Origin of the sequence: Serratia sp. 506_PEND (assembly GCF_001076875.1) — a bacterium.
Classification (GTDB): domain Bacteria; phylum Pseudomonadota; class Gammaproteobacteria; order Enterobacterales; family Enterobacteriaceae; genus Serratia; species Serratia marcescens.
Window position 1 is genome coordinate 1 of sequence record NZ_JVEL01000484.1, and the last position, 15469, is coordinate 15469.

The window sequence follows — 15469 nt, forward strand, 5'->3', positions numbered from 1 at the left end:
GGTGTGGGGCTCGAGGCCCCGGTTGCGGTCCACTCTGGTTTTCCAGCCTGCGATGAAGGGATAACCCTGAGTGGCCGGAGAGCCTCTCTAATAATGCGAAGCTTGACACTATCATCAGGCTGCCGTTGTCAGAGTGAAATAATGCGTTTTCCGCCGGATGAGAATGAGTGCGTATGAAAAAAATTATCACGATGTTGTTATTCATCTTTGCAGGTGGTGCACCCATACTGGCGGGCGCCGCGGAACACAACCCATTGCGTTCACCTGCAAAGGGTGTGGTTTGTGATGTGTATTTTTGTGCCGACGCGACGGGGATTTCGGATGTACTGACGACGCAATACCTGGGGGCGAAAAAAGGGAAGCAACTGGCTGCGCAGGGAGACTTTGACCGCACGGCGTTTACGTTTGCGAACGGGATTTATTGTGACACTAAAGAGAAGGTGTGCCGCAAGGACCGTTACTTTGGTGCCGATGGTAAACCTTCCGGCAAGATTGACCGTACCACGACACAGTTACTGTTTCCTCAATGAATGAAGGGATCCTGGCGGATCCCTTCGTCTTTTTAGTGCTGACAACGATCACTTACTCCGTTCAGCCCCTCGCTTTCTTTGTTGAATGACTCAAACTTCCCCTGTCCGTTCAGCCTGACAATGTACAGGCTGTCAACGTCCCGCCCCGGTCACGAAGGTAGCGTCTGCGGATCACCGCCGGTCTGTTTGACCCGCGTTTTGCCGGCGACCACCCGATTTTTATGTTCCCATGAAACGAAGGTCCACTGACTGGGGGATACCGGTGGTTTATGCTCTCGCTGTGAAGGTACTCAGAAACAACATACTGAAAAGAATACGTGCCGGGCGTAGATATTTTTCTTCACGAAAGAGCGCTTTGTTATCGGGTGTTTTTTATAAAAACCAGGATTTCTTCATGATTGTTTATAAACAGACTGCAAATGAATTTTATTTATTTTAAATACTTTCTATCTGTTTTGATTTGCAAGTGTTGAACGGTCTTGTTTGTGAAACAACTCATTTCACCATTAACTTTTTTTAACTATTTTAAAGGCGTCACTATTATTTTTTTCGATGAATTTGATTTAACCAGTATATAAGGTTGATGGTGTTATTTTTTAAAGAGGGAAACTCTGTCTGTGCATTTGTTTTCAGAGTATAGATCTGTTTTTCATTGTTACATTGTGAAATAAAAGCCTTAAAATACGCGTTATCAAGATCTTTTGTGCTTTTATATTGATCTGATGCAGAGTATTGATCTAGCATGGCCGAAGGAAAAGCCAACACCCCTGCATCCGTTGTGGGTTATCAAAGGAAAACAAAATAATGAGTTCGTATCAGTCTGAGATACCTAAAGCCCGAATTAATTTGCAGCTGGATTTGCACACGGGTGGGGCACAGAAGAAATCGGAATTACCTTTAAAATTGCTCCTGGCGGGAGACTTCAGTAATGGCCGCGAGGATGCGCCATTAGCGGAGCGAAATAAAATAAATATAAATAAGCTGAATATGCAAAATGTGATTTCAGAACTGGCACCGTCAGTCAGCTTTGATGTGCAGCATACGCATGGCAGCCAGGAAATGGAAGAGAAAATAAACCTGACGTTTCGTCACATGAAAGATTTCGCCCCGGAACAGGTTGCGCGGCAGGTGCCGCGTTTGCAGGCGATGCTGACGATGCGCAACCTGCTCCGGGACCTCAGAGCCAATCTGCTGGACGACGCCGGTTTCCGCCGTGAATTGCTGGAAATCCTGCGTAACCCCGACCTGAGCGATGAGCTTCGCGCTGAAATTGCCGCCCTGGCTCCGCAGGACATCTGAGCTCCCCCTACTTTCACGAGATAAATATCATGTCAGCAGAACAGAATACCGCCGCCGCGACGGCTGAAGTCCTGGAGCAGGAACCGTCTTCCGGGATCTATGCATCTTTACTTAATAAAATCAACCTTGTACCTGTTGAACAGCTCAGCGATATCAGCGCCTGGAAGGATGAAACCGATATGGCGGAAGCTGGTGCGAATCAGCGTGTGACCGCTGCCCTGGGTGTCTTTCTGGAGCAGTTACGCCAGTCGGGTATGCAAAAAGTCGATAAGCTGGATAAAGCCCTGCTGGATCAGATGATCGGTGAACTGGATCGTCAACTCAGCCAGGACCTGGATAAAATCCTGCACCATCCGGAGTTTCAGAAGGTGGAAAGCCTCTGGCGCGGCGTGGAGCACCTGGTTGATAAAACGGACTTCAGGAAAAATATTCGCGTAGAGCTGCTTGATTTATCTAAAGAATCATTAAGAGAAGATTTTGAGGATGCGCCGGAAATTATCCAGAGCGGATTATACCAGCACGCGTATTGCTCGGAATACGACCAGCCCGGTGGAGAGCCAATTGCGGCGCTGATTTCAGCGTACGAGTTTGATGCCGGTGCTCAGGATATCGCGCTGCTGCGTAATATTTCCAAAGTGGCAGCCGCCGCGCATATGCCGTTCATTGGCTCGGTGGGCCCGGCGTTCTTCATGAAAAGCACGATCGATGAAGTGGCCGCGATCAAAGATGTTACCAACTACTTCGATCGCGCAGAATATATCAAATGGAAGAGCTTCCGGGATAGTGATGATTCGCGCTACATCGGCCTGACGATGCCGCGCGTGCTGGGGCGCCTGCCGTACGGCCCGGATACCGTCCCGGTACGCAGCTTCAACTACGTGGAAGAAGTGAAAGGCCCGGACCACGACAAATACCTCTGGACGAACGCCTCCTTCGCATTTGCTGCCAACATGACACGCAGTTTCGCAAACAACGGCTGGTGTGTGCAGATCCGTGGTCCGCAGGCCGGTGGTGCCGTGGAAGATCTGCCTATCCACCTGTTCGATCTCGGTACCGGCAGCCAGGTCAAAATCCCGTCTGAGATCATGATTTCCGAAACCCGCGAGTTTGATTTTTCAAATCTGGGGTTAATTCCTCTAAGTTACTATAAAAATAAAGATTTTGCCTGCTTTTTCTCTGCCAACTCCACCCAGAAACCGGCGCTGTATGACACGCCGGACGCCACGGCCAACTGCCGTATCAATGCCCGTCTGCCGTACATCTTCCTGATGTCGCGTATCGCCCATTACCTGAAGGTGATCCAGCGCGAGAACATAGGTACCACCAAAGACCGTCGCGTACTGGAGCAGGAGCTGAACCGCTGGCTGAGCGGTCTGGTGACCGAGATGACCGATCCGGGCGATGCGCTGCAGGCCTCACATCCGCTGCGCGAAGGGCATGTTGTGGTGGAAGACATTGAGGATAACCCGGGCTTCTTCCGCGTGAGACTCTTTGCGGTCCCGCATTTCCAGGTGGAGGGGATGGACGTCAATCTGTCTCTGGTCAGCAAGATGCCGAAGGCCAAAGCATAACGGGTTGGTACCATGAAGATTTATCGTCCGTTATGGGAAGACGGGGCTTTTCTGGCCCCACAACAGTTTCAGCAGCAGGCACTGTGGGATGCCCACGTGTCGGAGACGGTAGCCCGGATGGCGCTGGCCAGTCCGTGGGGCGTGGTTACGGCGGAGTTTGATGACGGGGCGCTTGCACTTTCCCGTCTTAATGCCACCCGCCTGGTGGTGCGTTTTCCGGACGGTACGCTGGTGGATACCGATCTCAGCGAGAACCTGCCGCCCGTGTGCGATCTTCAGGGGATCACCGGCGCGTCTGTCGGGGTGGTACTGGCGCTGCCGCTTCTGAACGCCAACGGCGNGGGAATCTGGATGATGGCAGAGACAGCGAACGTCCTCACCGCTGGAAGTCGGACAGGGTGACGGTGCAGGAGCTGGCGGGTCATGAACAGACTTCCATTCCGGTACTTCGGCATGCGCTGACGTTGCGCCTTGCCCATCAGGAGAATACCGCCTGGCTGACCTGCCCGGTGGCCCGTCTGGTGCGTAATGCGCAAGGGCAATGGGTACGTGATACCGGCTTTATCCCACCGATGCTGGCACTGTCGGCAGCGCCGTCGTTGCTTACCCGTCTGCGTGACTTATTACACCGTCTGCAGGCCCGGCGTCTGCGGCTGATGAGTATGCGCCGTGAAAGCAATGCCCGTCTGGCGGATTTTGCCGTGGCAGACGTATCGTTGTTCTGGCTGCTCAGCGCCCTCAATAGCGCCGAACCGGTGCTGACCGAACTGCTGGAGAACCCTCACCGTCATCCTGAACTGGTGTACCGTGAACTGGTCAGGCTGACCGGGAGCCTGCTGACGTTTTCCCTGGAGCACGACGCCCGGGATATTCCCGCGTACCGGCATGACACCCCTGAACAGGTTTTTAACCCCATGCTGACGCTACTCGATCAACTGCTGGAAGCCAGTTTACCTTCCCGCGTCGTGGCCATTGAGCTGAAACAGGACGGGGTGATGTGGAAAGGGGCGCTGCACGATGCCCGCCTGCGCGAGGGGGCCGATTTTTGGCTGTCAGTACGTTCATCGATGCCGGCACATGAGTTGCAGACACGTTTCCCTCAGTTGTGTAAGGCGGGCAGCTTCGATGATGTGTCGGAGGTGGTGAACGTGGCGATGAGCGGGATGGCGATAAAGCCCGTCAGCCATGTCCCTGCCGCTATTCCGGTGCGTCTGGAGAATCTCTATTTCGCGCTGGATCTGAACACCGATGCAGCCCGGGCGATGCTGGACGCGGGCAACTGCACGTTTTATACCCCTGAGTCGCTGGGGGACGTGAAGCTGGAACTGTTTGCGGTATTACGCTCATGACACAGGCTCCCGTGACCCGAACTGAACAGATATTTTATCCCGGCTGGCTGATGGCCTGCCAGTTACGTAACGGACATCCGATCCCCGACGGTCAGGCGCTTTACCGGCGCGCCCGTCAGATGGTCACAGATATGCGCAGCCAGCTGTCTGAAGCGGGGGTCAGTGAGTCAGCAAGTGAACAGATGCTGTTTGCCTTGTGCGCTCTGCTGGATGAAAGCGTACTTAACCGGGGGCAGGATGATGATGCGTACCGGACCTGGCAGAAAGATCCGCTTCAGGCACATTTCTTTTCCCGTCTCGATGCCGGTGAGGCCCTCTGGGCACAAATCCGTGAGTTGCTTAAATCGCCTGCACCGGATGCAGCGGTGTTGACCTGCCTGTACCGTACCCTGCAGCTTGGTTTTGTCGGTCAGTACCGTGAGCAGGACGACGAGCGCCGCGAGGATGTGGTGCGTGCGCTGGCGGAGCGGGTACCGCCCTTTACCCTGAGCCAGGACAGCCCTGTGGTGGTACGGCCCTCAACGTTGCGTGGTGGCCGGTGGTGGTACTGGCTGTCATGGGGGGCGGGTCTGATGGCGCTGGTCGCGTTGTGGTTCGTGTTCTCCACGCTCCTGGATGGTCAGGTGGCGCAGATTATTGGACCGGGATAATGCCCATGCGCTATGTGTTCCGCCATGCCTGGGTGTTGCTGACCTTTATCCTGTCCCTCTGGCTGGTCAACGGCTTTTTGATGGTGTCACTCAGCACGCAATGGCTGCTCAGCCTGCTTGTTCTGCTTACTGCTGGCGGGCTGTTATGGCGTCAGTGGCAACGTCGTCCGTCAGCGGGTGAGGCCCATGAACAGTTGGCTGATGATGTTCTGCCGCCGGATACCTTTACCGGTGCGGTTATCCTGGTTGCCGGGGATACCGTGTCCCTTTTTTTACCGGAACAACGCTTTCGTGAAACGTCTCAGGGCTGGTATCTGCGAACGGATACTCCGGAGCAGTTGCCCCGGCTGGCTGAGCAGCTTGCGCATACGCGTCCTGCACTGCTGCCTCGCGTGGCTGTGTTACTGGCGGTCACCCTGGAGCAGCATACCCGTGAAGAAGCTTTTCAGCAGACGTTGCGCAGCTGGCAGCGTGCCATTGTGCAGTGCCATGAGTGGCTACCTGGGCCACCTGCCTTACTGAGTGCGGTCTGGCTTTCGCCGCCCGATGTTTCTTCACTGGCGGAAGCCCGCTGGTTTACCGCGATCCCCGGCCCTTCAGGGCTGCGGGCCCATCTCCCCGGCGAAGGTGTACTGACGCTGGCGGACTGGCAGCGGGAAGCGGCGCCAGCGGTACGTCTGTCCCGACTCAGCCAGAGTCTCTGGCTCGATAGCCTGCAGGCATGGTATCAGCGCGTGGTGGTTCCGGTATTGCAGAACGCCACCTATGGTCAGAACGGCCTGCGCCCTGCAGCACTGGGGTACTGCCTGACGTCAGTTAACGGGGAGCACGATAATCTGTGGCAACAGCAGGGGGCAACACTGACCACGATGATGCCTGCCGCTATTCCACAAGCGTCATTGTTACCGCTACCGGATGTGCTGCTCAGCTCGCTCTCCCGTCACCGTGGCGTCAGTCGCCGGATGCAGCACTGGCGGATCGCCGGGCTGATAAGCAGCGTGTTTCTGCTGCTGGCGATGACGTGCTCCTTTGTGAATAACCAGCGCCTTATCCGCACCCTCAATGACCATCTGACGTTGTATGCCCGTCTGGGTGAGCAATCCACCGGTCCCCGTCTGCAGGCACAGTCCACGTTACGCAATGACCTTCAGCAACTGAATGACCAGCAGCGCCGTGGCGTACCGCAGCGTTACGGACTGGGGCTGTATCAGGGCATGCGCCTGATAGCCCCGGTGAACGCGGCAGTGAACGGCTGGACGCCTGAGGTGTCGGCCGTGAAACAGACTGTGGTTAAAGCCACGCCTTCCACCATTCGCCTCGACAGCCTGTCGCTGTTCGACACCGCCAGCGCCACCCTGAAATCCGGCTCCACAAAAGTGCTGGTGAATGCGCTGGTCGGCATCAGGGCTAAACCGGGCTGGCTGATTGTGGTCAGCGGGCACACCGACAACACCGGCAGTGAAACGCTTAACCAGACGCTCTCCCTGAAACGGGCCGAAGCGGTACGCGACTGGATGCGCGACACCGGCGGCGTGCCGGAAAGCTGTTTTGCGGTGCAGGGCTACGGGGCAACACGTCCCCTGCAGAGCAATAACACGACGGCGGGCCGGGCAGCCAACCGTCGGGTTGAAATCCGTCTGGTGCCGCAGGCCGATGCCTGCCGGGTGCCGGGCATAAAACCGGTGCCATCACAGGATGGTGGCGCTTCTCAACATCAATAAGTAAAGGAATCAACAATATGGCAATTCCGGTTTATCTGTGGCTGAAGGACGACGGCGGTGCGGACATCAAAGGCTCCGTGGACGTCAAGGACCGAGAGGGCAGCATCGAGGTGGTGGCACAGGAACATAACCTGTACATCCCGACCGACAACAACACCGGCAAGCTGACCGGCACCCGCATTCACGAGCCGTTCCTGCTCACCAAGGAAATCGATGCCTCCAGCCCGTATCTGTACAAGGCCGTAACCACCGGTCAGACCCTGAAGTCTGCGGAGTTTAAGTGGTACAAAATCAACGACGCCGGTCAGGAAGTGGAGTACTTCAACACCCTGCTTGAGAACGTGAAGGTGGTGAAGGTCAATCCGGTGATGCACGACATCAAGGACCCGGCTTACGAGAAGCACAGCCACCTGGAGCAGCTTGAGCTGCGCTACGAAAAAATCACCTGGACCTACAAGGACGGCAACATCATTCATTCCGACTCCTGGAACGAACGCGCCACCGCGTAAGCCTTCTGGCGGGCAGCCCTTTCTGTCCGCCTTTTTTGTTCAGTTTCTGCCTGACGGGTGCTGAGCAAAAAAACACCACAATCCGAAAAGCTGACCTGATGCGCCTGGGGCTCCTAATCTACGGGAAACGGCGACGGGCGGTAGCGTGTCTCAAATCCCCGACTGCGAGTAAATGAACATGGAAAATCCCGCTGTACTGTTACGCCGTCTCAACCCGTTCTGTGCCCGTGCGCTGGAGGATGCGGCCACCCTGTGCCAGACCCGCGCGCACGCGGAGATCCATCCCGAACACTGGCTGCTGAAGCTACTGGAGCAGGGGGAAGGTGACCTCACCGTGTTGGCCCGCCGCTATGCGTGGGACATGGACGCCGTCTGGCAGGATTTGCTGGCATACCTGGACCGCCTTCCCCGTTCGGTCAGAAGCCGTCCGCAGCTGTCCGCGCAGTTTAACGAACTGCTGCGTCAGGCCTGGCTCTGTGCGTCGCTGGCCGGGGAGGAGCAGATACGCAGTCTCCACCTGCTGACGGCGTTTCGCAGCCATCCGTCGCTGCTGCGCTGCGACGGCCTCTGGCCGCTGTTCTCCCTGACGGCCGGACAGATAACACAGCTGCGCCCGCTGCTGGATATGCACTCCGATGAACGTCAGAACGTCCAGCGTGCAGAGGCTGCAATGATGTCCGACAGCCTACCCGGAACCGGTGGCGGGAGCGTGGCCTTTGTGGGGCGCCCTGTCGGGGCGGATGCGGCAGTGACAGCATCGATAAAAGAGGGGAAAACCGCCTCTGCCCTGCAGGCGGTGCTTGACCGCTTCACCACCGACGTGACCGCCAGAGCCCGCGACGGGAAAATCGACCCGGTATTCGGGCGTGACACTGAAATTCGCCAGATGGTGGACATTCTCTCCCGTCGTCGCAAGAACAACCCGATTCTGGTGGGCGAGCCGGGTGTGGGGAAAACGGCACTGGTGGAGGGGCTGGCGCTGCGTATCGCTGAGGGCAATGTTCCGGCGAGCCTGAAGCCGGTCATCCTGCGCACCCTCGACCTCGGTCTGCTGCAGGCCGGCGCGGGCGTTAAAGGTGAGTTCGAACAGCGCCTGAAAAACATCATTGATGCCGTCCAGCAGTCGGACAACCCGGTGCTGCTGTTTATCGACGAGGCCCATACCATCATTGGTGCGGGCAACCAGACAGGCGGGGCCGACGCGGCCAACCTCCTCAAACCCGCCCTGGCCCGTGGCGAACTCAGAACCATCGCCGCCACCACCTGGTCGGAATACAAACAGTACTTTGAACGCGATGCCGCGCTGGAACGCAGGTTCCAGATGGTGAAAGTGGATGAGCCGGATGACGACACGGCCTGCCTGATGCTCAGGGGCCTCAAGTCCCGCTACGCCGAACACCACGGGGTGCACATCTCCGACGAGGCGGTGCGCGCGGCGGTCACGCTTTCCCGGCGCTACATTACCGGGCGCCAGTTGCCGGACAAGGCGGTGGACCTGCTGGACACGGCGGCGGCCCGCGTGCGCATGAGTCTCGACACGGTACCGGAAGCCCTCACCCGACTGGCCGCGCAGGAGAATGCGCTGGTGCTGGAAGAAGCGGCCCTGCTGGAAGACCAGGCGGTGGGTCAGTCCGTGCCCGATACCCGACTGACGGAGATTGCACACCAGACCCGCCAGCTCACTGCCGAACAGCAGCGGCTTGAAGCCCGTTACCAGGAAGAGAAAGTTCTGGTCACGCAACTGCTGGGCAGCCGCAAGACCTCCGGGCAGCAGGCAGCAACCGCTGTGCTTTCACAACAGCTCCGGACCCTGCAGCAGAGCAACCCACTGCTGTGCCCGGATGTGGATGTCCGCACGGTGGCCGAGGTGATTGCCGACTGGACCGGCGTGCCGCTCTCGTCACTGCTGAAGGATGAACAGACCGAACTGCTGTATCTGGAGGCGCATTTACAACAGCGCGTGGTGGGGCAGGAGACGGCACTCACTGCCATTGCACAGCGCCTGCGGGCGTCAAAAACCGGGCTGACGCCGGAGAACGGGCCGCAGGGCGTGTTCCTGCTGGCAGGCCCGAGCGGCACCGGCAAGACCGAAACAGCCCATGCCCTGGCCGATGCGCTGTTCGGCGGCGAAAAGTCACTGATTACCATCAACCTCTCCGAATACCAGGAGCCGCACACCGTTTCGCAGCTCAAGGGCTCCCCGCCGGGCTACGTCGGTTACGGCCAGGGCGGCATTCTGACCGAAGCGGTACGCAAACGGCCCTACAGCGTGGTGCTGCTCGACGAGGTGGAAAAGGCCCACCGGGACGTGATGAACCTGTTCTACCAGGTGTTTGACCGGGGCGTGATGCGTGACGGCGAAGGCCGGGAAATTGATTTTCGCAATACCGTCATCCTGATGACCTCCAACCTCGGGAGCGAACACATCATGCAGGCGCTTACGGAAAACCCGGAGACCACTGACGGTGAGCTGCACGCGCTCGTCCGCCCGCTGCTGCGCGACCACTTCCAGCCTGCGCTGCTGGCACGTTTTCAGGCCGTGCTGTACCGCCCGCTTGGTGAAACGCCGTTGCGCACCATTGTGGCGATGAAGCTGGAGAAGGTCACACAGCGCCTGACCCGCCACTACGGCATCACCACCACCCTCGATAAAAGCCTGTACGACACGCTGGCGGCGGCCTGCCTGCTGCCGGATACCGGGGCCCGCAACATCGACAGCCTGCTTAACCAGCAGATACTGCCGGTGCTGAGCCAGCAACTGCTGCATCATCTCGCGGCCGGACAGAAGCCGCAAAGCCTGATGCTGGGCTGGCACGACGAGGAAGGGATAGTGATGGAGTTTGGCAAGACACAGCATGACGCGACGGAGAATAAATCAGCATGAATAACACCCTGAACCGCTACCGACTGAACGTTGACGCCTGCCAGTCCCTGCTGGATGTGGAGGATTTTACCGGCGAAGAGAGACTGAGTGGTACTTACCGGTACATCGTCCATTTCAGCAGCCCGGAGAAAGATATCCCGGCAGACCAGATGTTACGCCAGCCTGCCAGCCTGACCATGGCCGGTGGAATGCTAAAGCAATTGACAGAGCAAAAGCGGGTACATGGCGTGATAACGCAGTTTGAGCGCCTGACGGGCTCTGCTGACCAGACGAAGTACCGCATTACGCTTGAGCCAAAACTGGTGCTGCTGGACAGGCAGTTTCGCACCCACCGCTTTTTTATCAACAAGTCGGTCCCGGAAGTGGTCACGCAGATTCTACAGGAGCATGGCCTGAAGAACTGGGAGTATGAGTTTTCGCTCAGACGTACTTACCCTAAGCGTGAACAAATCAACCAGTACCAGGAGAATGACCTGCAGTTTATTCAGCGGCTGCTGGCTGAGGTGGGTATCTTTTACGGGTTTACCCTGCAGCCGGACACGCAGACGGAAGTGGTCAACTTTGGCGACACCCAGTATGCCTTGTCGGCGCGTCATACCCTGATGCTGAACAGCCCATCGGGGATGAATGATAACGCCAGTGATTCGGTATGGGGGCTGGGTATTAGCCACAACGTGGTGGAAGCCTCAGTCTCCACCAAAGATTATAACCACCGTGAAGCGCAGTTCCGCCTGGAGTCTGCACCGGCGGACATGACGCGCGGTGATGGCGAGGGGGTGACGTACGGCGAGGTCTATCACTATAAACCGCGTCATATGGTGCTGGGGGAGCGCATTAACGCCGAAACCGAAAGCGCTAACTTCTATGCCCGTCTGGACCATGAGCGTTTTCTGGCAAACCAGACGCACATCACCGGAACCAGCACCGATGCCGCCCTTTCACCGGGGCAGGTGGTCACCCTTACCGGCGACAGCCACAACACGCTCCCTGAAATACTACAGGGCGAAATCCTGCTGACCAACACGGAATACCGCGCCAGCCGGAAAAATGCGCTGCAGGTAAAGTTGAACGCGGTGCCGTATAGCGACACGGTCTGCTGGCGTCCGGCACTGCTGCCCCGCCCACAGGTCACTGGGACGATGACCGCCTGGGTGACCAGCGCGAAACCTCATGATATTTACGCCTGGCAGGATGCGTCCGGCCTCTACCGGGTGAAATTTGATGCCGACATGGACGACAAGGACGCCGGAGTGGAGAGTATGCCGGTGCGCCTGGCGAAGCCCTACGGCGGAGACATGTACGGCTTCCATTTCCCGCTGATTCAGGGCACGGAAGTGGCGATTGGGTTTCATGAAGGGGACCCTGACCGCCCCTACATTGCCCATGTGATGCATAACTCGCGTTCGCGCGACCACGTGACCGACAAGAACGGCACCCGCAACGTTATCCGTACCGCCGGGCTGAACAAGCTGCGGATGGAGGATAAACGCGGCGAAGAGCATATCAAACTCAGCACCGAGTACGGCGGCAAGACGCAGCTGAACCTCGGCCACAATGTCAACGCAGCTCGTGAATTACGTGGCGAAGGGGCTGAACTGCGAACCGATAAATGGGTCAGTGTTCGTGGCGGTGCGGGAGTGTTTATTACAGCCGACAGCCAGCCTGCCGCTGGTGGCAACATGCTCGCTATGCGGGAAGCCATTTCTCAGCTCAATAATGCGCTGTCAATAGCTAAAAGCCTTGCTGCAGCCGCGGAAGGGGCACAGGCATTACCATCTGATACCGATAGCCAGGAAAGTCTTAATGCCGCACTGAATGCGCTGAGCCAGCCGGGGATCCTGTTGAATGCTCCACAAGGGATAAGCCTGACAAGCCCGCAGGCGGTACGCCTGGCGTCAGGGAGCGCCAGCGTGGGTATCATGTCGCAAAAAAATACGGATATCAGCGCACTGAAACGCTTTACGGTCGCTGCGGGAGAAGCAATCAGCATACTGGCCCGTAAAGCCGGAATGAAACTGTTTGCAGCAAAGGGCAAGGTGGAGATTCAGGCGCAGGATGACGGGCTGGATGCGATTGCGAAGAAGGATGTCACAATAACCAGCACTGAAGGTCGGGTGGAGATTACTGCGGCGACAGAGTTAATTGTAAATTGTGGCGGAGCATACATCAAACTGAGTGGTGGCAATATTGAGATGGGCTGCCCGGGTAATATATTGCTGAAATGTAACACTATCCAGAAGACAGGAAGTGCTGATTATAACGTTCCTCAACGCTCCCTGCCTCAGGGGTACAGCGAATATTTTGTTACCAGAGATAAAGATACAGGGGACATCCTGGCAAATACACGCTACAGGATCACAACAAGTGACGGTGAGGTTTATGAGGGACGTACCGACAGTGAAGGTAATACCTCAGAAATATTCGGCGCGGCAAAAAGCAAAATAAATATTGAACTGCTCGGTGGTTAATACAGGGAGTGAAAGAATGGCTAAGGGTATACAACAAAGTAATCTGGATAATGTGAGTAAAGCAACGGTTGTCCACGGCGAACATGAGCCTCAGATTTACTTCCATCCTGGAAGCGCAACGCTTTTATGTGTCGATGCTCAGGATAATCGAATCATTGAGCAGGAGCACGCACTGTTATCCTCGCTTCTGGAATCGCAGAATAAAGCACAAAATGTGCTGGATGAGATTAATTATGAAATGCTCACCCAGGTGGGCACTAAACCACAGAGAGTCTATGACAGCAGACTGAAAGATGCTTACGATAATCTCAATAAAGCAAATGCAAAACTGACAGAAGAACTGAAAACTCTCTCAGAAAAAGTCCCCGAAGGTGAGTTGCTTGATGAGAACTCGAAGGAATCAGCAGTCGGGATAATGGAACTCATTCCATTAAAAAGCACCACCGGTTTTAAAATGACCCATGTCAGATCGGATAAAATAAAAAATCACTGGCGAAAATATAAGTTAAGCGAAGTTGATAAAGAAAGTGGTGAAGCCAGTTTTGTTAAATATGAAAACAAAGAAGTGGTTTCGGGGCATGATGCCAAGGGTAATGAAATAAAAACGAAAGTTCGCTCCGCCAAAATTGATGCGAAAGAGCTAAAAAAACAATTAAAAAAAGTATCAGCAACTTTGAAGTTTGAAGATGAACTACTGGAAGACAGCAATGTTGTTCTTACTGACTGGGCAGATAAAATGAATAAAGGGCTAACCTGGCCCAATGAAAATGATAATCCCAATGATGAGTCAACCTTTCATCAGTACGTCGATCTGAGTGCTCAGGCCCAGTTAATGCGCTACAGCCAGGGGGCTGGGTTATCGGCAGAGTTTAATCCGTTAGAGAAAAAAGCCTCAGCAAAAATCGAGGGGCATTCGAGTTTTGCTCTGGGTGAAGCGAAAGGCTCTGCGGAACTCTATATTCCTGACAGGTTAGGAGTAAAGTTGCTGTTTCCTGCAAGAGAGGATGTCAACAATCTTGCGGAAATGGCGCTACCAGATGCTGGTGTGTGTAACATGGGCGCATTGCGATTTTCGCTTACGGCGGTACTGTCGGGCAACGCGGGTGCCAGCCTCGCGATTGAGTTGGGTGTTGAAGCTGATGCTAGTGGGGAAATGGCAAAAGGATATGGTATTAAAGGTCGCAGGGCCAGCCTGGCCCCGCCACCTCAGCCAGGAAGACGAACGATCAATCTCGCCAATCCGGTTATCCCTGATGTTAAAGCGGGTGGGGAAATTGGGGCTTTTGCGGGAGCGCAGGCTGGCGGTAACGTCAAAGGGGCAATTGAATGGTTCGATCCACATCCGGATGAGGGAAAGAAAACGACGGATAATGCTGATAACCCCATTGTACCAACGGAGAAAAAATTTACGGCGATTGCCACACTTTCACTTGGTTCAAGCTTTCAGGTGGGAGCGGGAGGCTCTGGCGTATTTTACATCACGTATATTAACAGCCGTTTCAGAATTTACTGTAAGGCTGCGCTTTGTTGGGGAGTGGGTGCAAAGGGCTCTCTCGGATTTGAAGTGGATGGTAATGCCTTTGCTGCATTTATGAAGAGCTTTATGTTTATGCTCAGAAATGTGGACTATCAGAAGCTGGAGCAGATGATGGCAGGGGATGCATTTCGTTCTTTATGCGCAATTCCGATCATTATGGCTGCTCAAGGAATACAGGCTAGCGAAGCAATGCTTACAGATATGGTTGTGTTATTACAACGTATTGAAAAAGATCTTGTAGATGAAAACAAACGCGTCGACCTGATGAAAAGCATTCTCAATAACCCTGATCAGCTAAAGTATACACCGCCAGAGACAAAGGGGGCCGTAATCGCCACTCTGATAGACAGCAACTGGGCGGATTGGATTGATCCCAGAAACCAGAACAATGAATTCTTCTCGGTTAACAGCTGGAAGATCGGCCCTTTGAAACTCCGAAAACAGGCTGTTTTTAAGGCGTTAAAGTGGGTCCAGAGCCAGGCCGATTATAATAATGTCATGCAGCATCTGAGCACATCGCCCGGCGAAAAGAAAGGCGACAGCAAGCGCAATGAACAGGATGTCATCAAATTCCTGGGTATTGGTGAGCGTAGTCTGTTTTTCTACACCCACTACGGTGAAAAACTGGCGCGGTTATACGGTAATTTGCCCGTCTCTGTTGACCACGACGATCCCTTTGTGCCTATTCCCGATCATGAAATGGACGAATACCTTGCGATGGTGGATGAACAACATCCGGAAAATCCACTCATGAAAAACACCATGATGGCGTAATCATTGGGGAATGAGATGAATAAGAAGCTAATAACTATCGCGGCTGGAGTCTGTTTTCTGACCGGTTGTGACCAGCGTAATGCTGCAGCTGATGCTCAGGTCGCGAAAACCCTGGTAGATAAATCCGTTGCAAACATGATCCCCGTACAGGGAGGGGAGTTTTTAATGGGGGACTTT

At 55.4% G+C, this 15469-nt stretch carries 9 protein-coding genes and 1 pseudogene; all 10 read left to right on the forward strand.

From position 1 onward, the window contains the following. Positions 1-173: 173 nt before the first annotated feature. The 10 genes and pseudogenes from ADK28_RS19530 (at position 174) to ADK28_RS33065 (ending at position 15292) form a co-directional block, all read left to right on the forward strand. The gene (locus ADK28_RS19530) at positions 174-530 is read left to right on the forward strand and encodes a YcgJ family protein (protein WP_048796433.1); all 357 of its coding nucleotides are present in this window, start codon (positions 174-176) and stop codon (positions 528-530) included. A gap of 804 nt (positions 531-1334) precedes the next feature. Next, a complete protein-coding gene (gene tssB, locus ADK28_RS19535) occupies positions 1335-1829 on the forward strand; it encodes a type VI secretion system contractile sheath small subunit (protein ID WP_048796434.1) in 495 nt (164 codons plus the stop codon). A 29-nt stretch (positions 1830-1858) separates the two neighbouring features. Then, positions 1859-3400 carry a type VI secretion system contractile sheath large subunit gene (gene tssC, locus ADK28_RS19540; protein ID WP_048796435.1) on the forward strand — a complete coding sequence of 514 codons (1542 nt, stop codon included), beginning with the start codon at positions 1859-1861 and terminating at the stop codon, positions 3398-3400. A gap of 12 nt (positions 3401-3412) precedes the next feature. Next, positions 3413-4749 (forward strand): annotated as a pseudogene (gene tssK / locus ADK28_RS19545) (type VI secretion system baseplate subunit TssK). Further along, entirely contained in the window at positions 4746-5399 is a 654-nt protein-coding gene (tssL, locus tag ADK28_RS19550; RefSeq protein ID WP_048796436.1) for a type VI secretion system protein TssL, short form, read from the forward strand. Before tssK ends, tssL begins: the two are co-directional and overlap by 4 nt. Positions 5400-5404: 5 nt before the next feature. Continuing rightward, positions 5405-7120 (forward strand): OmpA family protein, encoded by a 1716-nt coding sequence (locus ADK28_RS19555; protein ID WP_048796439.1) that lies wholly within the window; start codon positions 5405-5407, stop codon positions 7118-7120. A 17-nt stretch (positions 7121-7137) separates the two neighbouring features. Next, complete coding sequence (locus tag ADK28_RS19560; protein ID WP_048796437.1) at positions 7138-7629, forward strand: Hcp family type VI secretion system effector; 492 nt, start codon at positions 7138-7140, stop codon at positions 7627-7629. Between the two features lie 178 nt (positions 7630-7807). Then, positions 7808-10513, forward strand: coding sequence for a type VI secretion system ATPase TssH (tssH, locus tag ADK28_RS19565; RefSeq protein WP_048796440.1), 2706 nt, complete (start codon positions 7808-7810; stop codon positions 10511-10513). Continuing rightward, positions 10510-12981: a type VI secretion system Vgr family protein gene (locus ADK28_RS19570; protein WP_048796438.1), complete on the forward strand. Its 2472-nt coding sequence runs from the start codon at positions 10510-10512 to the stop codon at positions 12979-12981. The genes tssH and ADK28_RS19570 overlap by 4 nt, the downstream gene beginning before the upstream one ends. Positions 12982-12997: 16 nt before the next feature. Beyond that, positions 12998-15292 (forward strand): hypothetical protein, encoded by a 2295-nt coding sequence (locus ADK28_RS33065; RefSeq protein WP_239686265.1) that lies wholly within the window; start codon positions 12998-13000, stop codon positions 15290-15292. Positions 15293-15469 lie beyond the last annotated feature (177 nt).